The following is a 24,300-nucleotide window of genomic DNA, read 5'->3' on the forward strand; positions in this document are numbered from 1 at the left end:
CATACTTCAGACTTCAGACTTCATACTTCAGACTTCATACTTCCTAAGATGCTACTAATTCAGGTTGAGCTATCAAATGTTGCAGAGCTTGGCGCATCTCACTAATAGTTTGCAATTGATAATCACTAACTTCTTGCACTTGAGCTAAAGATTCACCTACTCCTTGCAACTTGTGTCGCAAACCATCCAAACAATCTTGAATCGGTTGTAGAGCTTCTTGATATAAATTCACGCGGCTCCAACATTCAGCAGTGGCTATTCGCAAAGACTGTAAATTAGCTTCCAAATCTTTAATTTCTTGCTGCTTTTGTTCTAAATCATGTTTTTGGTTATCAATCATCCCCTGATCTAGGTCATGTGCAGAGCGCAACTGCTCAATTTCTTGCTCAAGTTTTTGTAATTCCTGAGATTGTTGTTGTCGCTGACTATCAATTTGGAGCAAAATCGGAGCAAAATCAATTTGATTTTCTTCTTCTGGATGAGGAACAGAGTGTCCTTGTCTGCGAAGCAATATATTTTGATGCTGCTTTAAAACCTTCTCACGCTGTAACAAACTACGGCGTTGACCTTCTAAAGTTTTATTGAGCATTTGATAATGGTCTTTCTCATCTGCCAGTTCCATTTCTAAATTGATATGATCCTGGTCAGAAGCTTGACTAAGTTTTTTGTGTAATTCTTCTATAGCTTCTTGTTTATATTGCAGTTCTTGTTCCTGCTCGTCAACAAAACTAGAGTCGATTTCTAATTTTTTTGCTAAGTCTTGAACTATTTTATTTAGTTCTTCTAGCGGCATTTTTTCTAAAGCTTCTAAATCAATTTTCTGGATGGTAAAATTACCAGAACCAGGTGCTAAAGAATTAATTTTATGATATAAATCTTCTTGATATTGCAACTGTTCTTTAACTAGCCGAAAATACTCTTGCTTAGTAGTAAGAGTTGCCAGATTGATTTTTAATTGAGCAGTTTGCTGTTCTAAAAAATTATGTGCTTGTTGCCATTCATTTTGGCGATCGCTTAAAGTTTGAGCTAGACTTTCAACCTCTTGTTGTTGTTGCGCTGCTAAAGTTTTTTGCTGTTCTAACTTCTCCCAATGGGGATTCAACTTTGCTTGCTGCTGTTCAACTAATTCCAAAGCAAAATGTAAATTTTCTCTCACGGTTTCCGTCGGTGCAACTCTGCTAGACAAGCGATTTAACAATTCGCTCATCACTCGACTTTGCTCTTCATCTAAAACATTGCCTTGTTTTAACTCGGTTTGACGCTCCTCTAAGCGACGCTGCTCACCGCGCAAATGCTCCCAAGCACCTTCTAATTCTTGGCGGTTACGCTCAATTTCAGCTTGTAACTTTTCAATATCCTCACGGGATGTATCAACTTCCTGTTTTTGCTCCTCTAAGCGTTGACATTCATCTTCCAATTGTTGTAACTGTTCTAAGCGTGCTTCCATTTCCATTTCCCGGCGATTCATCTCTTGCGCCTGAAATGTTAGCGACTGCTTCCACTGATCAATTTCATCTTCCTTCAGCTTGAATTTTTCTAGTTGTCTAGAAAAATTTTGCAGTATATTTACGAGCGGCCGTCCGGCTTCTTGAATCCGCTGCACTTGACGATTGGGATTCAGTTCTACTAGCACTAGCGCGCCATCATTTAATTTACTTGCTTCCTCAGCTGCGATTACCTCTTCCGACACAGTACTCCAATTCTGGTCGGTTCGCTGACAAGCTAGCAGTTTCAGTTCGGTTTTAGAACCACCACTAAGTAAGCCGCCTTTCTGCTTTTGTACTTCTGCTAAATACAGCACACCGTTCGTCCTTTTGCGTACTTAATGTCCGTGTTTTAAGATATACCTATGATAATTCTGTAGCTTGTCTGATTTTCAATTTAGTGTAGAAAAAAAGACAAACAAAACTACTTATAGACGTGAAGTTTCACGCCTTAACATTTATAGAAGCTATTTGCTCACGCCTTTATATTCTGTACTGGTAACAGTGATGATGACTTCCGTGTTATCACTAACTTTATCAAGCTCTATTACGAAGATTTACGGTTTGTAGCTAAATGTATCTCCTGATAGACATTATTTGTAGGAGAAATGATATTGCGATGACAAGTAACTAATAATTTAGCTTACCAAATGAAAAAATCAACTAACAAACTAAGCCCAGAATACAACAAGGAGTAAAGTTGAGTTAAATGCAGGGAAATTTAAATGAAATTGATATTCGCAGTATTTTGCAATTGATTGAGTTAGGCCAAAGAACTGGGCAACTTTTAGTCGAAGCGAGCTTTTCTAAGCAAGATGATCTGACACAAGACGAGTCTATCAGATATCGCCATAGCAAAAATAGCAGAAAACAATCTTGGTTTGTCTTTTTTTTAAATGGTCAAATTATTTATTGCCAAGCAGGTGAGAGTAATTTATCAAGAGTTGATGACTATTTACGCTATTACCAAGTCGAGACAAAACTCGATCAAAAGCAAAATATTTCCTTAGCCACCCAGAATGTCCCAGAGTATGGCTATCTTTGGACACTGTTAGAACGAAATATTATTAGCCCCAAGATAGCTCATAGTATTATTCAGCGTTTAGTGCATGAAACTCTGTTTGATTTACTGAGTTTACATCAAGGCAGTTTCATTTTTCGGCAAGGAGCAGCCCTCGCCCCACAACTAATTAGTTTTGAAATTGGGCCTTTAATAGCTCAAATTACCCAACAAGTCCAAGAATGGAAGCGACTATATCCGCAAATTCAATCACCAGAACAAATACCAATCCTCGTAGACACAGCAGAATTAAGTTCCTCACTCTCACTAGCAACGCTGCAAAAGTTACAGCATTGGGCTGATGGCAAAACTACCCTACGTCAACTTGCACGCTATTTAAACCGAGACTTATTAACCTTGGCTAAAGCCATATCTCCTTACGTACAGCAAGGCTGGTTGCAGTTAGTAGATTCAGCAACTACTTCTTTGGCATTAACACCAGACTCAGCAGGGCAAGATCATGATCATCCACGAATAGTTTGTATTGACGATACCACAACGATTTGTGAGGCTGTAGAGTCAATTTTAAAATTACACGGCTACGAAGCGATCGCCTTAACTAATCCCCTAGAAGCACTAGGTTTAATGTTTCAACTGCGACCCGATTTAATTTTGTGCGACATTGCCATGCCAGAATTAGACGGATACGAAATTTGTAATATGTTGCGGCATTCTACAGCATTTCGGCTAGTGCCAATTATTATGCTCACTGGTAAAGATGGCTTCATCGATCGCGTCAGAGCCAGAATGGTGGGAGCTACAGATTATCTGACCAAACCCTTTGATGATTCAGAATTAGTGATGCTTGTGGAGAAATATGTTAATTATAAGTCTTTTATGGGTACACCAAAGAAATACAAGACTTGTTGATTCCATAAAAGATGGGGTAAAAAATGTTATCACAGAATCAACTAACCCCAGTGCCAAATTATTATCTAGTCAATTAGTTAAATAATAGCATAAATTTATACAAGTAATTTTAACGGGGAGTCAGGGAATGTTCCAAAGAGGAACGTCTACATCAGGAGGTAGATAGGCATTTATGAGTACAGTTCTGATTGTGGAAGACAGTCTCGCACAGAGGGAAATGATTATTGACCTCCTGAAAGCCACTGGTTTGACAGTCACCTATGCCAGTGACGGAGTAGAAGCACTGGAGGCAATTCAAACTGCTCCTCCAGACTTAGTGGTATTGGATATTGTCATGCCACGGATGAACGGCTACGAAGTGTGTCGTCGGTTAAAATCTGACCCAAAAACCCAAAATGTCCCCGTAGTTATGTGTTCTTCTAAAGGAGAAGAATTTGACCGTTACTGGGGGATGAAACAGGGCGCAGATGCTTATATAGCCAAACCATTTCAACCAACTGAGTTGGTAGGAACCGTCAAACAACTGCTGCGAGGATGAGGATGAAAACAACATGGTAAGTAAACCGGACTTTTTGAGTGGCAGTGGTCAAGACCACTTCCGTCCAGAATTACAAGTAGAAAGTCCTGAAGGTGAGTTACACTTGCGGTTTTATATTCCCTCGCATCAGGAGTTTGCATTACCAGCCACAGGTATTCGTGAAGTCATGGAATTAAGTCCTGACAGAATTACACCAATACCTAATGCTTCTCCTTTACTTTTGGGTACTCTAAATTTACGAGGTCGAGTTATTTGGGTGGCTGATTTGGGTCAATTTCTTGGCGAGGCAACTGCGCTAAATACTGATAGAGCAGAAATTCCTGTGATTGCGATTGAGGAGCAAGAAACAATAGTTGGTTTGGCAGTAGAAGAAGTTGGCGGTATGGATTGGCTAGATGTCCAACATCTGATGCCACCAACAAATCTACCAGATACAATGGCTCCCTTTTTGCGTGGCGAGTGGTTATTAGGTGCTAAAAACAACCAGTGTCTTCGACTGCTCGATCAAACGGCAATTGTGCGGAGTGCGAGATGGGCAGGATGATATTGGGAGGGAGCAAATGGCAGCTAGTATAGAAGATTACCTGGAAACATATCAGCAGGCTTGTACAGCCTACGCACAACAAGACTATGAATTTGCCGCTACTTTAGTCGATCAGGTAGTGCAGAATGTCCCAGATGACCCCAACTGCCATTTGTTGAGGGGTCACGTCTACTATGTTTTGCAGCAGTACGATGTCGCAAAAGCAGAATACCAAAAGGTCTTGCAGTTAACTGATGACCCCGAAATTACCAGTTTTGCCGAAAATGGTCTGGAAACTATCAGTCAATACCTACAACCCCTGGCAGGCCCAACTAATGCTGTTGAGCTAAATGGTGCAATCAATTTTGCTGATCATGATTCAGAACTAGATACATCAGATTTACAAGATTTAAGTACATTTGCTAATCTAGATAACCCCAGCTTTGACTTAAATGGTTTGCAACAAGAGTCTGTTTCATCTTTAAATCCGTTTGATATTCCTACAGACAGCATTGCCATTAAGCAAATGACTGAGGGAACATCATCTTTTATTGATGATCCCTTTGCAATAAATCACAATGAAGATAACCAAGAATTAAGTACTAACACTGATGCAGCCGAGCAAATAGCATTAGATTTACCTGCTTTTTGGCAAGAAGACATATCATCTTTAAATTTAGAAGAGTCAGAGATTTCTAGTAGCTCCTTTGAAAGTAACGCCCATTCAAGCTACGAAAGTGCAAATTTGGATAGTAACAGTGCCGATTCTCCTTTTGCATCAGCCAACTTAGCATCAAGTCAAAGTTTAGATTCGGCATCAGAGTTTGTAGAAGAAAAATATTCCGAGCCAGATATGGCAGATTTGGGATTGAAAGTGGGTATTCTGGAGGAAACTTTACCGCCATCCCTAGAGGATATCCAGAATGTGACAGCCCAAACAAATGAATTGAACAGCCAACAAGAAACATTATTTGCCGCCAAACCAAGCAATTGGTTAGAACAAATAGACTTTCCCGAAAATTCATCAGCAGGAAATGGCACTGCGTCTTTTCATGAGGATTTTGCATTACAAAATCCGCTCAAAGCTGGCACTACCTTAGATACCAACTCCTTTGAGGGAGACGACATTGACTTTGAAGCCTTTGAGTCTGCCTTCGGCTCAGATGAGTTTAGAGCCGATGAAGAGACAAACGGGATGCTCAGTAATGCCAATTCCAAGAGCAATATCGAATTTTTAGATGATTTTGATGAATTTGACGATTTAGGGAATATTCCTGGATTTGATTTAGCCGATGCAGATGCTAGCTTTGGAGACGTAGTTTTATCAGGGCCTTTGGAAACTGGTAGCAGTCCCCGGAGTAAATTTACAGAAACTAGTGATAATACCGCAAGCGATCGCGATGAGGAACTATTCACCATCACAGGTTCTCAAGAAGCTGTCCCCATATTTACGCAAACTGATGTATCAAAACTAGAACCAGTAGCTAGTGTGGAGCAAGGTTTACTCGCACCCTTGGAAAATGCTTCTTTAGATATGAAGCCTTTATTGGTGGCTGGTACTGTTGGTGTTTGTTCAGCTTTGGTTGTAGCCGTTGTTAGTTTTGGGGCTGCCTCTTTTTCACCTCCACAACAGCGAGAATCTATTCGCAATACAGGTTGGGCAATGTCTCTAGCTGCGGGAATTTCGGGATTTGCCACCGCCGCTTTTATGGGCAATCTTACCCTCAAGCAAATTCGCCGCACTACAAAGGATCTGCAAAATCAATTTGATGCTGTCCGTCAAGGCAATCTCAATGTTCAAGCTACCGTATATTCCGAAGACGAATTGGGGCTATTAGCTACTGGCTTTAATGAAATGGCACGGGTAATTTTTACAACCACCAATGAAGCCCAACGCAAAGCCGATGAACAAGAAGAAGCCAAGGAAAACTTACAACGTCAAGTGATTCGCTTGCTGGACGATGTAGAAGGTGCAGCCAGAGGTGATTTGACAGTCCAAGCTGAGGTGACAGCTGACGTACTCGGAGCCGTTGCCGATGCTTTTAACCTGACAATTCAAAACCTGCGCGATATTGTCCAACAGGTAAAAGTAGCCGCACGGGAAGTAACCAAAGGTGCAACAAATTCTGAGACCTTTGCTAGAGCATTATCTAGTGATGCTTTGCGACAAGCCGAAGAGTTGGCTGTTACCTTAAATTCTGTGCAGGTAATGACCGACTCGATTCAACGGGTGGCGGAAGCAGCGCGGGAAGCTGAAGCTGTGGCGCGTGATGCCAGTAGCATCGCTCTTAAAGGTGGGGAAGCAGTAGAAAACACCGTGGCTGGGATTTTAGAAATCCGGGAAACTGTAGCAGAAACTACCCGTAAGGTGAAACGACTCGCAGAATCTTCGCAAGAAATTTCTAAGATTGTGGCGTTAATTTCGCAAATCGCCTCACGTACCAACTTACTCGCCCTTAATGCCAGTATTGAGGCAGCACGGGCAGGTGAGGCGGGAAGAGGATTTGCCATCGTTGCTGATGAAGTCCGCCAGTTAGCTGACAAATCTGCGAAATCTTTAAAAGAAATTGAACAGATTGTGATGCAAATTCAAAGTGAAACTGGCTCAGTCATGACTGCAATGGAAGAAGGCACACAACAGGTAATTAAAGGCACAAAACTTGCAGAAGAAGCCAAGCGATCGCTCGAAAATATTATTCAAGTAGCAAATCGCATTGATATTCTGGTGCGTTCAATTACCAGCGACACCGTAGAACAAACGGAAACCTCCCGTGCTGTCGCCCAGGTAATGCAATCTGTAGAACTCACAGCCCAAGAAACCTCCCAGGAAGCACAAAGAGTTTCTGGCGCACTCCAAAATCTCGTAGGTGTATCCCGTGACTTAATCGCTTCCGTTGAGCGTTTCCGCGTAGATACCTTGGAATCAAAGTAGTCATTAGTCATTAGTCATTAGCAAAGACAAAAGACAACGGACAACGGACAAAAAACATCAGACTCAGCACTTAGCACTCAGCACTCAGAACTTTAATTATGCTGCCGGAACAACAACAGCGGATTTTGGGTTATTTTATCGAAGAAGCGCGAGACCACCTGAACACTATTGAGCAGGGGTTATTGAATCTTCAAAGCACATTGAACGACCCGGAAATGCTCAACGAAGTTTTCCGGGCAGCACACTCTATCAAAGGCGGAGCCGCGATGCTGGGGCTGAGTAGCATTCAGCACACAGCACATCGTCTAGAAGATTGCTTCAAAGTCCTCAAAGAGCATCCAGTCAGAGTTGATGAAAAGTTAGAGTCTCTGTTTTTGGGTGTAGCAGACACTCTCAAAGCTTTATTAGAACATTTAAGTGGGCCTTTTGGGCTATCAGAAGAAGCCGCCAGTACTTTGATGTCGGAAGCTGAACCAGTGTTTAAATGGCTAAATGAGCATTTAGAATTGCTGGTACAACAAGGACATCATGGTGCAACCGATGAAGGTGAGAAGACAATATTACAACCCCCAACAACAGAGCGCGTCGGTTCGCTGACAGAAATTTTCTGGCGGGGGGACACTGCTGCACCACCAGAGAGTTCCCAAAACCCAGCACCATTACCAGTATCAGCTGCTGCGCCAGTAACACCTGCCGATAATTGGAGCGAGTTTCAAAATCAGGTTCTACAAGTTCTGCGAGAGATGTTGCAACTTTTCAAGCAACAAGCAACATCAGAATCAAGGCAAAGTCTTCAAAAGTGTTGTCGTCAATTGGAAAAGTTAGGACAGCAATGGAATCTTCCCCATTGGTGTGATTTATGTCAAGCAGCCGCTAATGCAATCGGCAATTATGAAAATACCTATCTCACCTTAGCCAAGATAGTTATTACGGAAATTAAACAGGCCCAAGAATTAATTCTTCAAGGTAGAGAGGCTGAGATTGCAGTTAGTCAGCAGCTAGAAGCACTGCTAACTTTACCAGAACTAGATTTATTTGACTTAACTTTGGGTTTATTTGATTATGAACAACCATCTGTAACAGCAGAAGCTCCAGCTACCAGAGTTAGCACACCAGAGGAAGATGAAGTACTGGCTTTAATTGAGACTGTACAACCAGCTGACAGCGTTACTAGCTTAAGCGATCTCACCGAGCAACTTAATCAACAGCCAGATGCGATCGCCAGCGATAATATTGATAACGCAGCTAATTCCTTCATCAGTGGAGAAGATATACCACTGACAGTTAGCCGAATTGACCATCATGGCCCAGAAGTTGGATTAGCAGAATTAAATACTTTAGCTGATTTATTTGAAGGCGAAACCCAAGAATTAGATGAAACTTGGGAGCAAGTAGAAATTCTTGATATTAGTGCTGTCAATGAATTAGAAATTGATCTCACCGAGATTCCTACAGAAGATAGCGATAGTGATTTAGCAGATTTTCTCTCGCTCGATGAAGCAGCCACAAACGATCAAACAGCAACTAACTTCAACCAAACAGAAGACCTGGGATTGTTATTTGGCGATCATTTCTTAGAAAAAGAAAACATCGCGGCAGAAACTACCATAAACGCAGCCGAAGACTTACCGCAATTTGCTATACAATCTAGCACGCAAGAATCAGTAGAAGATTTATTCACACTGGATCAGCAAAAATTAGATTCAAGAGAAAGTGAGAGTGCTGCTGTTAATCATATATCAGCTACTCAACAAAGTATTTTAGATGAATTATTCCTAGAAAATCCAGAGACAAATTTACCTGGAGAAAGTCATCCTCAAGAAGATATTGAAGATTGGCAGCAAACAGTTTTTCAGCCTTATACTTTCGAGAACTTGTTTACTGATAGTGAAGAAAATGTCTTAATCCCCACAGATAACTTAGAAATTGGAGATTTATTTGACACACCGACTGAATTAACTACAGATTTTGCTCAAGCAGATGAAGATTTGAGTAGCTTCTGGAATTCTTCAGAGGAAGGGGAAGCACAACCAGAATTAGATGTTGTATTGCCAGAAGATGTTGCTAAGGCTTTAGAAGAAAGCTTATTTGCAGCAGCCGCATCAGGAGAGATTTTTGTGGAGTTACAAGAATCTAATTCTTCTATCAGTGAAGATTATAGAGATGATTTTGAACTGACTTTTCTCCAACCTGATATTGAATTTAATTCGGAGAGTCAAGATGATTTATTTGGGGAATTAATGGCTCCAAATTTCGGTAAAGAAAGCAATTTACCTTTACCAGAAATGCCTAATTTAACTCAACCAGAAGCCTTGGAATTGGCTCCAGAATTCACTACACCAGAAGCTTCAATAGAAGAGCTAGAACTAAAAGTTGCAGAAAAGCAACAAATTCCATTGAATGAATTGGAGATGCCGATTCATGGAACATATATTCAGTTAGACAGTTTTGATAATCCATCTTTAGATTTCTTAGCAAATGTTGGTTTTGAAGAGGGAAATGTACTATCAACAGAACCAGAAATAGAAGCAGTATCAGTTAATGAAATCGCCGCATTAGAAAATATAGATATTGTTTCGTTAGATGAATTATTGTCTACAGATATTAACCAACAAGATGTAGATTTGGAACAGTTAATTGCCGAAACAGAAATTATTGATTTTTCGCAACTATTACTACCGGAAGATGATACCCCAGCTTTATTTGATAATTTGTTATTAATAGACAATAGTCAAGTTAATGAAACTGTAGAGTCAAAAGTTGACGATAACTTTGAATTATTTTTAACAGAATTCACTCCGCCGCCAGATGCTAGTTTGGCAGAATTAATAGCAGAAAATAATACAGAAGACCAAGGAATCAAACTGGAAATTTATGAAAATATTAATGAAACTATTGCGGTTGATGTCTTAAGAGAAACAGCAGATTCACCAGAAATATTATTAGAAACTTCAGATATACCAAAAGCTCAAGAAGAACAAGCTAATAGCATCTTGGCAGAATTAGCAGTATCAGAGCCAGAAGATATACATCAAATATCTGAGGAATCAGAAAATCAAGATGAATTTGCTGATTTAGAAGCATTGTTAAGTGATGCACCGCCACTAAGTAATAGTGGGGCGATCGCATCTGAAGATTTCGCAGCCTTGGAAGCATTATTAGGTGGTGCTAATCATAATTTACCTCAGCAACCATCGCCAGAAATTCACAACACTTACATCCAAGAATTTCCCACACCCACAATTAATCCTCTTCCTGCCAAAAATACTAATTCATTACCAAAAGTAGAAGATGAATTTAGTGATTTAGAAAAATTATTGGCAGATGCCGATCAAAATATATCTCCCACATCACCAGTTAAACCTAACGCCAATAAATCGCCCCGTCCGGCAAATCGCCGCAACGCTAGATTTGAAGAGACAATGAAAGTTCCAGTCAAACAACTGGACGATATGAGCAATTTAGTAGGGGAATTGGTAGTCAATCGCAACACCTTAGAACAGGATCACGAAAGATTGCGACAGTCCCTAGATAACTTATTAATTCAAGTGCAGCAGCTTTCAGATGTGGGAGCAAGAATGCAAGAATTGTATGAGCGATCGCTATTGGAAGCATCTTTGTTAGCTAGTCGCAAAACTCGGGAAGCTTTTGTTCACAGCAATGATTCTCATACTGACAGGGGTTTTAGTCCAGAAGAAATGGATCGGTTTACACCTTTCCACACCCTATCCCAAGAAATGATTGAATTAATTGTGCGAGTTAGGGAGTCAGCGAGTGACATTGACTTTGTAACGGAAGAAACCGAGCGTGTAGCCAGACAATTCCGCCAAGTGACAACCCAACTCCAAGAAGGACTGACAAGGGCGCGCATGGTTCCGTTCTCGCAGGCGATTGACCGCTTGCGACGTGGTGTTCGAGATAACGCTATTAAGTGCGGTAAACAAATAGAATTGGTGATTGAAGGTGGCGATACTTTAATCGATAAGATGATTTTGGATCATCTCACTGATCCTCTAACGCATATGCTGAATAATGCGATCGCTCATGGTATTGAAACACCAGAAGAACGCCAACTAAAAGGAAAACCACCTGTAGGAGAAATTACAATTCGTGCCTTCCACCAAGGGAACCAAACAGTAATTTCTGTAGGTGACAATGGGGCAGGTATTGACTCAGAAAAGGTCAAAGTCAAGGCTGTGAAGGTTGGGATGATTACACCAGAACAGGCCAAAACCATCTCCAGGATGGAAGTTTATGATTTGCTGTTCCAGCCTGGCTTTAGTATCAAAGATAAAGCCGACGAAATTTCTGGTCGTGGTGTGGGGATGGATGTTGTTCGTTCCGAGATTAGCGAAATTCGCGGTACGGTCAATACAGATTCAGTCCTTGGTAAGGGAACGACATTTACCATTCGTCTCCCGCTCACCTTGAGTATTTGTAAGGCTCTTTGCTGTGTTTCTGATAAAGCGCGGATTGCCTTCCCGATGGATGGTGTGGAAGATACTTTAGATGTTCCCGCCAAAAATATTCAACATAATACTGACGGACAATCATTTATTTCTTGGCGTGATACAGTACTACCATTCCGACCTTTGAAAGAACTTTTATCGTTTAATCGTCAGTTGAGTCGTGGTAACGTTTATGGTGGTACGCGCGATGACGATACGGTTTCTGTTGTAGTGGTGCGATCGGGAAATACTTTAATTGCTTTACAAATTGACTTAGTACTTAGCGAACAGGAAATAGTCATCAAGCAATTTGAAGGGCCAGCACCTAAACCAATTGGTGTAGCAGGAGCTACAGTCTTGGGGGATGGTCGCATTATGCCAATTGCAGATGTACTAGAAATTATCGACATCTTCCAAGGACGGATATCTAAGAATACTGCTGGCTCTCCTTGGCAGCAAAAAGTTCCACCTACTATTACAGAAACACCAGCAGAGAAAATTGATCCAACTGTGCTGATTGTTGATGACTCGATTACAGTTCGAGAATTATTATCGCTGACCTTCAACAAGGCGGGCTATCGTGTAGAACAAGCTCGTGATGGTCAAGAAGCTTGGGATAAACTGCGTTCTGGACTGCCTTGTGATATCGTCTTCTGTGATATTGAAATGCCTCGTTGTGATGGACTGGAGCTACTTTCCCGCATCCAAAAAGATACCAGCCTAAATCATCTACCAATAGCGATGCTGACATCTCGCGGTGCTGATAAACACAGACAAATGGCGATTCAGTTAGGTGCTAGTGGCTACTTTACTAAACCTTATTTAGAAGAAGCTTTACTAGAAGCGGCTGTCAGAATGCTCAAGGGAGAAAAACTAGTCAGCAGCATTTAGTCAATTTAATTGATTAGACTTCTTGCACGAATGTTATAAAACACGAATTTTCAACCTCACGCAGAGGCGCAAAGGCGCAAAGAGTTATGGAAAATTAACTTTTTTAATAGGCACAATCTGATTCATGCAAGAGGTCTATTGATCAACCAAATTTAGAAGATGGTTTTCAATCCAACATTCACTATATTTTACTGTTGGCTGAATATTAAAAAGGCTGTCTGGAATAAACCAACAATCACACCTAAAACGCCTCCTAAGGTGACGATCGCCTGTAATTCATTTTTGACAATCCCTTCAATTGCTGCTTCTAAATCAGCAGGTGAAGTTGATTTTACTCTGTCAACAATTACCTGATCGATAGACAAAATAGGAATAGCTTGAGCTACGATTTCTTCTAAATCTTTTTCTAGATAACGCTCTAAAATTAAAGCTAATTCTTGACTGACTACCTCTAAAGAAGAGTTAACTACAGGAGAAGTACTGAGTCGATTTAAGAGCAATGTGGCAATATGCTCCCAATTCACGGATTCAGTTAATCCTTGTAACAAATCACTGCCACTAGTTTGAATATAGTGTCGGACAGTTTCGCGGGTTGTTTTACGTAACTGCCGGACTGTACCTATAGGTAAGTTTTGTAATGATAAATTTTGGAATATCTTTCTCAGGCGATCGCGCAATTGTAAATCTTGGGTTAATTCTTGTAAACGGGCATTTGTCGCTTCTTTTTCGTCTAAACAAAAGGTTCTTAGTCTTGTGAGAGTATTGCGTAAACCAAACAGATTCGCCACGACCCAATAAGTACCACTGGTTTTTTCCCGAAAGCTTTCATCGATAATTTGAATAGTATTATCGGTTAAAAAATCTATGATTGCCTGACGCAATATATCTGGTGGTAATACTATTTGTAATAACCAGTCAGCTAATCGATTAGCTTGTTCATCACTAAGTTGGATTTCCAAGAGTACTTGGTCGAATACTTGATTGATTTGCGCTTCTAAAAAGTCGTCTCTTCTCGCTAAAACTTTTAGCAAGCGTGGCAATGATTCTCCTAATAAATCACGCAAGATGCTCGCCACAATTTTTGCACTTTTTTGGTTTTGATCTGCTTTGATTTGTTCAATAGCCAAGCGTAATAACCAGAGAATCGCCCCTTGCACTCGTTCTGTTTGCAACAAACGCCGCGCCAGATTTTGTAATTCTTCTGGCGTGAGCAGCGACCCCATAATTGTATGAGAAATATTTTTTGCCAGACGTTCCTGGTTGCGAGGTATCAAACCAGGAGTAAAGGGTATTCTTCGTCCCCCAATGTATATGGCTCGGTAGGGACGAAATAACATTTTGATGGCTATATCATTTGTGAAATAGCCGATTACTCCACCTAAGATGGGAGGAGATACATAAAGCCAAAGGTGAGACCAATCCACGAGATTTTGGACTTGCCAATTTTGAGTTTGGAAATTTCGACTCAGATGTTATTTTCTGGATGAAAAAGCTCCTGCTGTTTTACCAAGAGATTTAATCCAAAATCTAAAATCTCAAATCTAAAATTTACTGACTACCAGCACTCCCATCATACCGTTCGCAATGGGGTAGTGTGTAACCGATGCAAAACCAGCTTGCATCGCTAATTGTTTTTGCTCGTCTCCTGTGGGGAAACGATCTAAACTGGGGCTGATGTAGGCATACTCTTCCTTTAAGCCCATACCCTCAGCCATTGGGACAACTATAGAATTTAAGTACCACTGCTGAAAAGCGCGTAATTGCTGATTATTTGGGCGATGAAAGTCTAAAATTGCTGCTTTCGCGCCAGGCTTGAGAACTCGGTAAATTTCTTTGAGGCTACGAGGAATATCTTTAACGTTTCTTAATCCATAACCCATTGTGGCGGCATCAAATTGATGATCTTCAAAGGGTAAATCAAGCACATCAGCTTCTATCCAAGATACTGGAGGTTGGGGATATTGTTGTTGAGAGCGTGCTTGAGCCGCAGCAAGTAAGTTAGGTGAAAAATCTACACCATACACCTGTCCTGTTTTACCTACCTGTCGTGCCAAGCGCAAGGCTAAATCACCGCTACCACAACAGAGATCAATACAAGTGTCTCCGAATTTAGCACCACTCCATTTGATAGTCATTTCTTTCCAGATGTGGTGTTGTCCTAAACTGAGCCAATTATTTAGCTGGTCATATACTGGAGCAATCCGGTTAAAAATAGCACGAACATCTTGATTCATTGGTTGCAAGTCAAAAGTCAAAGCCTATAGTAAAGAGTCAATTTAACTTCACTCTAAACTATAGACTATGGATACTTGACTAAATTTTTGCTCAATGGCAACGACTACTGTTAAGAGCGATGGCTACTAATTGGGCCGATAAATTGATCAAGTTAAGTTCATCTTCCCGTAAAGAGCAAGGATGCTTCCATTGGAGTGACAATAATCCTGAAATCCGATGGCGGTAGGTAATGGGAATCACTAGATGTGCTTGTACGCCTGTGTCTTGATAGTGTGACAAACCAGCTAGTCGAGGATCTTTAGCGATATTTAAAGCTACCTGCATTTTGCCAGTGGCGAGTGCTTCAGTCGCCAAAGTGTCTTTTTCTAGCCAGTTGACTAAGGTTCCGACACGGCTATGAGTACCTTGAGAGGCAATTAATTGATTATTTTCAACTAATTGCAAAATACAGCCATCAGCGGCAAAGCTATCACTAAAGGCTGTAGCTATAGGTTCTAGAATCGATTCTAAGGTATCTGCGGCTTGCGTCACTTGAACTAAAACCGCAACCAAAGCCATTTGTGCATTGGCGCGGCGTAGCTCCTCTGTACGCTGCTTTAACAAGTCATAGGTTTCGGCTGCTCTTTGGACTACTGCCTTGAGTTCGCCGGGATCCCAGGGCTTGGTAATGTATTTGTAGACTTGTCCGGCATTAATCGCTTCCACCAAATCTTCAATATCTGTAAACCCAGTCAAGATGATTCTGACTGTATCGGGAAACTGAGGTACAGTTTTACTGAGAAACTCAGTTCCTTTCATTTCTGGCATTCGTTGATCCGAGATAATGACTGCTACTTCACCTTCGGTTGCCAAAACTTCTAGGGCATTGATCCCACTATCAGCTTTTAAAACTTGAAAGTCACGCCGAAAAGTACGATACAGTAAATCAAGATTATCTGGCTCATCGTCAACTACTAGTATTTTCAGTTTTTTTGCTCGTTCTAAAGTAGCCACTTGACGACTTGTATTTGTTTCATGTGTGGGATTATCCATGAGATAATGCTTGTAAATATTTACTATAGTTTTATACTCCAACCAAACTAAGCTTAGTTGATATATAGTTACTAAGCCTTGCGTGAAGCTACTGATATAGTTCAAAGCAAAACTTGTGTGTATTATTCATAACCTATAATTTAGTTTGGCGGTAGAGTGTAGAGTGATTTTGCTGTTAAAGATTACAATAAGACTTGCTAATCAACTATCAGTAGTTTTATCAACTTGAAGTTGTCACTTTAAATTATGACTGACTTACCACCTAACACACAAAATCCTCAATCTGTGGACAACAATCATGCACAAGAATTACTTCGCAAGCTGAGGCAAAAACAAGGTAATTGGGTGGAGTGGGGAGTCGCTATCGCTACTTTGCAAAAATCTGGTTACAATCCCCAAGAAATTTTTGAAGCCACTGGATTTGAACCGATTCAACAAAATCAGGTGGTGGTTGGTTCTCAAGTTTTTAATTCTATGGAAAAAGCAGGGGTATCGGAGGCGACGCGATCGCATTACAGCACCAGAGGTAGTGATGTATTGTATGAATTACGTTCCTTGACTCAAGAAGAACGAGCCGCCACAGCAGAATTATGTTTTATTCACAAACTGGATTTAGATGGCGCCAGAGAAATTGCCAAAGCCATTAAGGATTACTCTTGGTTGCGTAATTTACCAGAAGGATTTTCGGCTCATGTCGGGGATGCTGTGGCTTACCAAGCCTGGAAATTAGCTCGACAAAATTCTGATTTGGCAGAACGTTCGCGTTTGATTGCCAAAGGATTGCGTTTTGCTCACACCGATTCTGCCAGGAAACAACTAGAACAACTTTTGGTAGATTTTACGGTGGTTCCGAAGCGTCCGGCTCCCCTGTTGCCTTTCTACCGCCTAGATTCGGAAGAAGAACTACCGCGTATTCTCCCTGTAGTTGGGAAGTTTCCTTTGACAGCGCAAGACTTACAAGCTGTACCACTGATTACACCAATAGAACCATTTCAGATGGTGAAGTTTGCAGGCGAACAAGCTTGGGTTCCCTTACCTGGTTGGCAAGTATTGTTAAATGCAGAAGATCCGGTGGTAATTTTAGCAAATAGCGATCGCTTGCCTAATCAAACACAATCAACTAAACAAGAAGTATTAATAGTTGTTGATCGCGCTCAAAGACAATGGGATGCTCTGAGTTATTTTGTTGTCGATCAAGGTGGGGAATTAGGTATTCAATGGTTGGAGACTGAATCAGATATTTCAATACTCGCAAAATTGATTGTAATTGTCCGTCCAAAGAGAATTTTGGATGAAGAAGTCACAAAAGAACCTTGGCTAATAGATGAATAGTTGGAAGAGGGAACAGGTAACAAGTGACAAAGTAAAAAATTTTATACTCATATAGTTTTTAACCCTGTTTCCTCTTCCCTATTCCCTCTTGCCTCGTAGATATTTGACTACAGCGATAAAGTTGATAGGGAATGCCTAAACGGTAATGTTGTGTTGGGTCTATATTACAAACAGTTTGCCCAGATAGTTTGATTTTAGGTTGATAATCTCGTCTTCTCATACCAGGGCCAACTATCCATAAATTCAACTTAGGTGTAGCGGGAATAGTTAATTGTGAAAGCTGATGCCAAAAAGCAGATAAATTTGGTTTGTTGTCAATAAAAGCCAAGCTATCTGATTGGCTAACTAAATTATCTGTATTTCGCAATGGTTTTAATGCTAAAGCAAAACTTAATCCTAATGCTACATCTTGATAACTGCCATAACCTGTAACTAGCATCAAGGGAGTAGCAGGTTCTAAATTCATCTTTTGAGCAACGTTGTCTGGTTGAAATGGTTTTTGGAAAGCTAAGTTAGCTACAACAAAAATACAACTAATAATACTAATAATTATAATCTTTGAGACTAGCTTTTGATGTTTAAAAGTTTGTTTGATGCTAATAATAGCTGCTAAAAGCGTGCAAAAGCTAGGATAATAAATAAAGTGATATCTGGGAACAACAGTAATATCTTTATTAAATAGATAAGTGATAATAAAAAATTCTAAAATTACTAAACTAGTAAATATTAAAAGTGTTTTTGTAGATAAGTTAGTTTTATTTCTTTTTTGTAATATTTTGAGTCCTGTAAATATTATAGGGACTAACCAAATCAAGCAGAGTATCATTAAACACACACTAATTATGGCGATGATTAACTGCTGATTTTCTACAGGTAAGACAATTAGCATTAACACCAAGTTAATAACAGTTTGATATATGGGTGAAATAATTGTAGGGGTAGGCAACCAATTTGTTTCTGAACGTTGAACATGATTAAAAGTGATGATTAACCAAGGAGTAAAGCTAATTACAACAGTACTGATAGAAATAAGTAAAGAAAGATAGATTTTTTTAGTAATAAATATATCGATTTTTTGTTGATGAATGACTAAAATTAATGTAACAACTTCAGCAATCAAAGCTAGCGCAAAAAAGTAGTGTATATAAAGAGCAATACTATTAATAATTGTCCATAAAAACCAAATGGGTAAACTGATACGCGATCGCTCTAAGATATCCCGTTGAATTTGCATTAAGCCTATCAACGATAAAGTGATGAAAAACATTGGTGCGGTGTAGTGTCGCGCTTCTTGGGATAGGTAAACTGCGAAAGGAGAAGTAGCCATAATCAAGGCGGCTATAATTCCAGTTGACTTGGAAAAGGAAATGCGAGTTAACCAATAAATTGCGGGAATTGTAGCGACACCAAATAAAGCCGGAAGCGATCGCAATTTAGCTACCCACTCTGTTCCTAAAGGACTCATCCAACTTAACCATCCATACATTGCACAAAAAAATAATGGTGGATGGGTAGACTGGGTACTAATATTTGTGGCAATCTCTGAACAACTTACTCCTTGATTGAAGGTAAAAATTTCTTGCACCTTTTTTAAAGGAAACACCACATCTAATGGCAAATCATGATAATTTTTACCTAAACTAAATATAGAAGTAATTACTTCATCCATCCATAACGGTTTTAAATCTAAATGCCAAAAGCGCAAGATAGTTCCTAGTGCGATCGCTCCTGCTAACCCCAGATAATGTAGAGAAATTCTATTGTTTGTCATTATTGAGTTATGAAAATTTTTTTTCTAAAATACAGATGAATCCAAACACTAATTCGGATCTATCGCTGAAAAAATCTAGATAAATTAGTCAAGATAAATACCTAATTTTTTGTGAGATACGATACAAGAAGAAAAAAATTTTTATCCTTTATTTTTCTTAACATAATTCGCTGGTTATTTGTCTATCAGCCCAAAGTATAAAGTTCACCATGTCAGATACAAACTTTACTGCTACTGTTCCTTTGCAATCGGTATCATCAGAAATCACACAACCATCATCCATATTGTCCTTACAAGCCAAAATATTAGCGATACGTAACGGCTTGCGCCAAGGACAACAACAAATGGCAGACTGGATATCTGGGCCTTTGGCGGTTTCTGCTGTTCCAGGCGCGGGTAAGTCTACAGGGATGGCGGCAGCGGCGGCAATCGCGATCGCGCGTCAGTATGAAAGTTTAGCCCTTTCGCGTTCGGCTGTTCATCGGCAGTTAGTAGTTGTGACTTTTACTCGTTCTGCGGCTGCTAATATTAAAGCGAAAATTCGTAAATATTTACGGGAAGATTTATCTTTACCACAAACAGGTTTTGCTGTCTATACATTACATGGACTGGCATTAAATATAGCAAGTCGTTACCCTGATTTGTCGGGTTTAGAGTTAGAAAATCTCACATTAATTACACCTAGCCAAAGCCATCGCTTAATTCGGACAGCCGTAGAACAATGGATTAATAACAATCCTGAAAAATATTTTCGTTTATTAGAAGGACAACAATTTGATGGTGAAGAAACCGAAAGATTGCGCCGTCAATCTGTGTTACGGACAGAAGTATTACCAGACTTAGCAACTACAGTAATTCACGAAGCAAAAAGTTCTGGTTTATCACCAGAACAATTGCAAAAATGGAGTCAACAAACTGCCGATGAATATGCAATTTTAAGTATTGCCGCCGGATTATACGAACAATATCAAAACTTAATGCGATCGCGCGACTTTATCGACTACGACGATATGATTCTTGCCGCCTTGCGCGTCTTAGAAAATAACAGCGCGCGCCGCATAGAACAAAACCAAGTATTCGCCGTTTTTGAAGACGAAGCCCAAGACTCTAGCCCACTCCAGACAAGACTTTTAGAAATTTTAGCTTCTGATTCGGTAGAAGAAGCAGGGGAGCAGGGAAAGAATATATTATTAAGCACTCAGCACGCTGCTCAACTCCCGCTACCGCTAACAGCACTCAATCTCGTGAGAGTTGGCGATCCTAACCAAGCAATTAACTCTACTTTTACACCGGCCGACCCAATTTATTTTCGGCAATTTTGTGAGGAGTGCGATCGCAGTGAAAAATTAGCCACAATGAATCAAGCTGGTCGCAGTACAAGAATTATTATCGCTGCGGCTAACTTTGCTTTGGAATGGGTAAATAGCTTTTATGGAGCGAAAAACCAAAAATCTGCTCATCTGGTTTCTTCTCCCTTCCGTTCGCAGACAATTTACCCAGTGAGTAGCAACGACCCACAAAAAAATGCCAACCCCGCACCAGAAGGTAAAGGGCTAGAACTCTACACACCCCGAGATATTCATCACACAGTCGAATTGCTAAGTAAAAGAATAGTTGAGTTATTTGCACCAGACCCTACAAATACTCGTGCGGCGGTGTTAGTCAGAGAAAATCGCCAAGGTCGATGGCTAGCAGAAATGCTGGCTCCTGTATGCAAAGAGCATAAAATTACACTTTACGATGTGGGGGAACGCGATCGCCGTTCTCATGTACCGCAAGAAATTTTGGCATTATTGCAATTTTGCGATCGACCCCACTCACCAGATTACTTAAAAGCTGCCTTAGAAGTATTGGTACAACGGCAATTAGTTCCTACCCAAGACCTCAACGCCTTGGCTAGTTTACCCGAAGAATTTTTATACCCAGGCCCTTTAGCAGCAGCCCAAGCAGAACCCGTAGAAAAAGCCGCTCACCTTTGTCGTAGCCTGTTGCGCGCTCGGCTAGAACTCCCGCTTTATCAGTTAATATCCTTTCTAGCTTTGACATTGAATTATGACCAAGCCGAATTAGCAACTGCTGACAAACTTGCAGAACGAGTCAATCAGCAAATAGCTGGTAATAGTTCAATGGGTGCAATGCTGTCAGCTTTAAGCGAAATTGTCAGTTCTGAACGCTTTGAGCCTGTAGAAACAGAAGATTTAGAAGCGCACTACACCCGTACTAATCAACTCACCATTATTACCATGCACAAAGCTAAAGGCTTAGATTGGGACTATGTTTTTATTCCCTTTCTGCATGAAAATTTGATTCCTGGGCGGTTTTGGGTTCCGCCACAAAGCCAGTTTGTGGGAGACTTCACCTTATCAGAAGTGGCACGCGCTCAAATTCGCGCCGCACTGCATGGAGAATTGGGCATACCTGATGTGACGCAAGCTTGGGAACAAGCCAAACACTTAAAAACGGCTGAAGAGTATCGTTTACTTTATGTGGCGATGACAAGAGCCAAGCGTTTGTTATGGATGTCTGCGGCACAAAAAGCACCGTTTACTTGGAGTAAGCCAGATAATTTACAAGAACAAGCTCCTTGTCCGGTGTTTCCGGCGTTAAAGCGGCAGTTTCCAGAATCAGTTGAAGTATGAAGTGTGAAATTAAACTATACGGTATGTCTTATGTCACTGACAATCAAAGACTTAGAACAATTACAGTCACAAAATCCTGATTTGCGGATGGAGCTTGTAGAGGGGAACATTGTTGTTATTGGGCCATCCGATTATGAGTCAGACGAAATAGGTTCTCGTCTGCTGACATTTTTGAATGTTTGGGTTATGCCACGCAAATTAGGCAGAGTTACGGGTTCTAGTGCTGGTTTTATCTTGCCAAGTATGGAAACTGATGAAACTTCTGGCGACACTGAAAAAAGAAACTTACGCGCTCCTGATGTTTCCTTTGTGCGAGCCGAACGACTCAAGAAAACTAAGCGTGACTTTGTGGAGTTAGTACCCGACTTGATGGTTGAGGTAAAATCCAAAAGCGATCGTCTCAAACCATTAGAAGAAAAGATTAAATTATTTTTAGAACTTGGAGCTACTGTAGGTATTCTTATTGATCCCGACAAACTTTTAGTCAAAGTTTATCGTCCTCACCTAGAACCAGTCGTTTTAACAGATAACGATAAATTGACAATACCAGAACTAATTCCAGGTTGGGAAATAGCGATCGCCGAACTTTGGCCCCCAGAGTTTGATTAACTTAACTTTAGCTATCTGTGCAATTTAGCAACAATCAAACTGTTTCATCCGTCAACCTACTTAGTCAAAAAGACTGACATATTGATTTTTATAATTTTTGAGGTATGACGGTATGAAATCAAATATTCATTCTTCAATAACTAATATTACTAGCAAGCCTTCAACAAAGGTGGCTTTAACTCTGGCTTTAGCAAGCTTGCTATCTGTTGGACAAGGATTTATTGGTGATTACTCGGTTGAAGCTGCTCCTCGTGGCGAATCACTACAACTGTCGCAGCGCTTACCAGACCACTTTCGCAATCGTACCACTCGCCTACCAAGGGGAATTGCTAACAGTATCATTAGCGATGCCGCGAACCGTGCAGGAGTAGCGAACAGTCAAGCGAGAATTACCCGAGCGACACGCAGAACTTTTAGCAATCCTTGTAACTTTAACTTTGGCGAAGTTTGTACAAGGGAATACAACCCTATCCAAGGTTGGGAAGTAATTGCCCAGGTACGCGGCCAATCTTGGACTTATCATGTTGATGAGTCTGGGTCGCAGATTGTTTTAGATCCGCAAATTGACGACTCAGGTACAGTCACAAACGATACTCTCCCAACCGCGATCTCTAATAAAATTTTACGGGATGCCGCTCGCCGTTCTAACACAGACACTAGTGATTTAAGAATTACCAAAACTACACGCCGAACTTTTAGCAATCCTTGTAACTTTAACTTTGGCGAAGTTTGCACTAGAGAATACAACCCAATTGAAGGATGGGAGGTAATTGTGAGAGTTAATCGAGAGTCTTGGACTTATCATGTTGATGAGTCTGGGTCGCGCATTGTTTTAGATCCGCAAATTGACGACTCTGGTATAGTGACAAACGATACCCTTCCAACCGCGATCGCTAATAAAATTTTACGGGATGCGGCTCGTCGTTCTGATGAAGATGAGAGTGATTTAAGAATTAACCAAGCTACCCGCAAAACTTTTAGTAATCGTTGTAACTTCAACTTTGGCGAAGTTTGCACCAGAGAATACAACCCAATTGAAGGATGGGAAGTTGAGGTGAGGGTGCGCCGTCAAACTTGGACTTATCACGTTAATGAATCTGGTTCTCAAATCATTTTAGACCCGGATATTGAACGGTAAATTTGGTTATTAGAGACGTGGCAATGCTACGTCTCTACGTTTTGGCAAAAATCAAATCTGAGAACCATATTGGCAATTCAAGAAATTAAATAGTATATAATGATGGATCGTGTCGAATTGTCAAATTTAAAGCCAGCCAATGCCTAAATTAAAGACCCGTAAAGCAGCAGCGAAACGGTTCCGCGCTACTGGTAGCGGTAAAATCGTCCGCCGCAAAGCTTTCAAGAACCACTTGCTAGAACACAAAACCACCAATAAAAAGCGTAAATTTTCTAAAATGGCGATTGTCAACGAGCGTGACGAAGAAAACGTACGCTTGATGCTTCCTTATTTGTAATGTCAACTTTTCAGGTTTTCAGGAATTAAAATATGACTCGCGTAAAACGCGGTAACGTAGCTCGTAAACGCCGCAACAAAATTCTCAAATTAGCTAAAGGTTTCCGTGGTTCTCACTCTACTTTGTTTAGAACCGCTAACCAGCAAGTAATGAAAGCACTCCGCAGTGCATACCGAGATCGCAAAAAACGCAAACGCGATTTTCGCCGTCTGTGGATTACTCGGATTAACGCTGCTGCTAGACAACATGGTTTAAGCTACAGCCAGTTGATTGGTAATTTGAAAAAAGCTGATATCCAACTCAACCGCAAAATGTTGGCACAGTTGGCAGTTTTAGATCCTGCTAGCTTCAGCAAAGTAGCCGAGTTGGCCAGCCAAGCTAAAGCATAAAGGTGGTAACGGATGAATAACCTTTGAAGGATGAAGTTTAAAGTATGAAGGCTGAAGTTTACCCCAACGATA

Annotated in this window: 16 protein-coding genes; 11 read left to right on the forward strand and 5 right to left on the reverse strand. The window is 40.6% G+C overall.

Features of this window, described 5'->3' with window-relative positions; genetic code table 11:
• Positions 1–43: 43 nt before the first annotated feature.
• Positions 44–1,801, reverse strand: a complete 1,758-nt coding sequence (hmpF, locus tag H6G69_RS10680; protein WP_190685685.1) for a pilus motility taxis protein HmpF — start codon at positions 1,799–1,801, stop codon at positions 44–46.
• Between the two features lie 392 nt (positions 1,802–2,193).
• Between hmpF and H6G69_RS10685 the strand changes: the two genes are divergently transcribed.
• From H6G69_RS10685 to H6G69_RS10705, 5 genes are all read left to right on the forward strand, one after another.
• Positions 2,194–3,414: a response regulator gene (locus tag H6G69_RS10685; RefSeq protein ID WP_190685687.1), complete on the forward strand. Its 1,221-nt coding sequence runs from the start codon at positions 2,194–2,196 to the stop codon at positions 3,412–3,414.
• Positions 3,415–3,586: 172 nt separating this feature from the next.
• Positions 3,587–3,952: a response regulator transcription factor gene (locus H6G69_RS10690; RefSeq protein WP_062297988.1), complete on the forward strand. Its 366-nt coding sequence runs from the start codon at positions 3,587–3,589 to the stop codon at positions 3,950–3,952.
• 13 nt (positions 3,953–3,965) lie between these two features.
• Positions 3,966–4,496: a chemotaxis protein CheW gene (locus tag H6G69_RS10695; protein ID WP_190685691.1), complete on the forward strand. Its 531-nt coding sequence runs from the start codon at positions 3,966–3,968 to the stop codon at positions 4,494–4,496.
• A 16-nt stretch (positions 4,497–4,512) separates the two neighbouring features.
• Positions 4,513–7,407, forward strand: coding sequence for a methyl-accepting chemotaxis protein (locus H6G69_RS10700; protein WP_190685694.1), 2,895 nt, complete (start codon positions 4,513–4,515; stop codon positions 7,405–7,407).
• A 98-nt stretch (positions 7,408–7,505) separates the two neighbouring features.
• Positions 7,506–12,746, forward strand: coding sequence for a response regulator (locus H6G69_RS10705; protein ID WP_190685697.1), 5,241 nt, complete (start codon positions 7,506–7,508; stop codon positions 12,744–12,746).
• A 188-nt stretch (positions 12,747–12,934) separates the two neighbouring features.
• On the opposite strand, the gene H6G69_RS10710 is transcribed toward H6G69_RS10705, so the two are convergent.
• The 3 genes from H6G69_RS10710 to H6G69_RS10720 form a co-directional block, all read right to left on the reverse strand.
• Complete coding sequence (locus H6G69_RS10710; RefSeq protein ID WP_190685701.1) at positions 12,935–14,170, reverse strand: DUF445 family protein; 1,236 nt, start codon at positions 14,168–14,170, stop codon at positions 12,935–12,937.
• Between the two features lie 117 nt (positions 14,171–14,287).
• Complete coding sequence (ubiE, locus tag H6G69_RS10715; RefSeq protein WP_190685703.1) at positions 14,288–14,980, reverse strand: bifunctional demethylmenaquinone methyltransferase/2-methoxy-6-polyprenyl-1,4-benzoquinol methylase UbiE; 693 nt, start codon at positions 14,978–14,980, stop codon at positions 14,288–14,290.
• A 91-nt stretch (positions 14,981–15,071) separates the two neighbouring features.
• Positions 15,072–16,013, reverse strand: coding sequence for a response regulator (locus H6G69_RS10720; RefSeq protein WP_190685706.1), 942 nt, complete (start codon positions 16,011–16,013; stop codon positions 15,072–15,074).
• A gap of 246 nt (positions 16,014–16,259) precedes the next feature.
• Here H6G69_RS10720 and H6G69_RS10725 point away from each other — a divergent pair, with 246 nt between their 5' ends.
• On the forward strand, positions 16,260–17,345 hold the full coding sequence (locus H6G69_RS10725) for a RuBisCO accumulation factor 1 (protein WP_190685709.1): 1,086 nt from the start codon (positions 16,260–16,262) through the stop codon (positions 17,343–17,345).
• Between the two features lie 58 nt (positions 17,346–17,403).
• Here the strand turns inward: H6G69_RS10725 and H6G69_RS10730 are convergent, their stop codons facing one another.
• Positions 17,404–19,116, reverse strand: coding sequence for a glycosyltransferase family 39 protein (locus tag H6G69_RS10730; protein WP_190685712.1), 1,713 nt, complete (start codon positions 19,114–19,116; stop codon positions 17,404–17,406).
• 209 nt (positions 19,117–19,325) lie between these two features.
• Here H6G69_RS10730 and H6G69_RS10735 point away from each other — a divergent pair, with 209 nt between their 5' ends.
• The 5 genes from H6G69_RS10735 to rplT all read left to right on the forward strand — a co-directional run bounded on the left by H6G69_RS10735 (position 19,326) and on the right by rplT (position 24,228).
• Positions 19,326–21,755, forward strand: coding sequence for an ATP-dependent helicase (locus tag H6G69_RS10735; protein ID WP_190685715.1), 2,430 nt, complete (start codon positions 19,326–19,328; stop codon positions 21,753–21,755).
• 30 nt (positions 21,756–21,785) lie between these two features.
• On the forward strand, positions 21,786–22,364 hold the full coding sequence (locus H6G69_RS10740; protein WP_190685718.1) for a Uma2 family endonuclease: 579 nt from the start codon (positions 21,786–21,788) through the stop codon (positions 22,362–22,364).
• Between the two features lie 112 nt (positions 22,365–22,476).
• Positions 22,477–23,502, forward strand: coding sequence for a hypothetical protein (locus tag H6G69_RS10745; RefSeq protein WP_190685721.1), 1,026 nt, complete (start codon positions 22,477–22,479; stop codon positions 23,500–23,502).
• Positions 23,503–23,641: 139 nt separating this feature from the next.
• Complete coding sequence (rpmI, locus tag H6G69_RS10750; RefSeq protein WP_062289269.1) at positions 23,642–23,839, forward strand: 50S ribosomal protein L35; 198 nt, start codon at positions 23,642–23,644, stop codon at positions 23,837–23,839.
• A 32-nt stretch (positions 23,840–23,871) separates the two neighbouring features.
• Positions 23,872–24,228, forward strand: a complete 357-nt coding sequence (gene rplT / locus H6G69_RS10755; protein WP_190685724.1) for a 50S ribosomal protein L20 — start codon at positions 23,872–23,874, stop codon at positions 24,226–24,228.
• Positions 24,229–24,300 lie beyond the last annotated feature (72 nt).

It is taken from the genome of Nostoc sp. FACHB-110 (assembly GCF_014697425.1).
In the GTDB taxonomy this organism is placed as follows: Bacteria; Cyanobacteriota; Cyanobacteriia; order Cyanobacteriales; family Nostocaceae; genus Nostoc_B.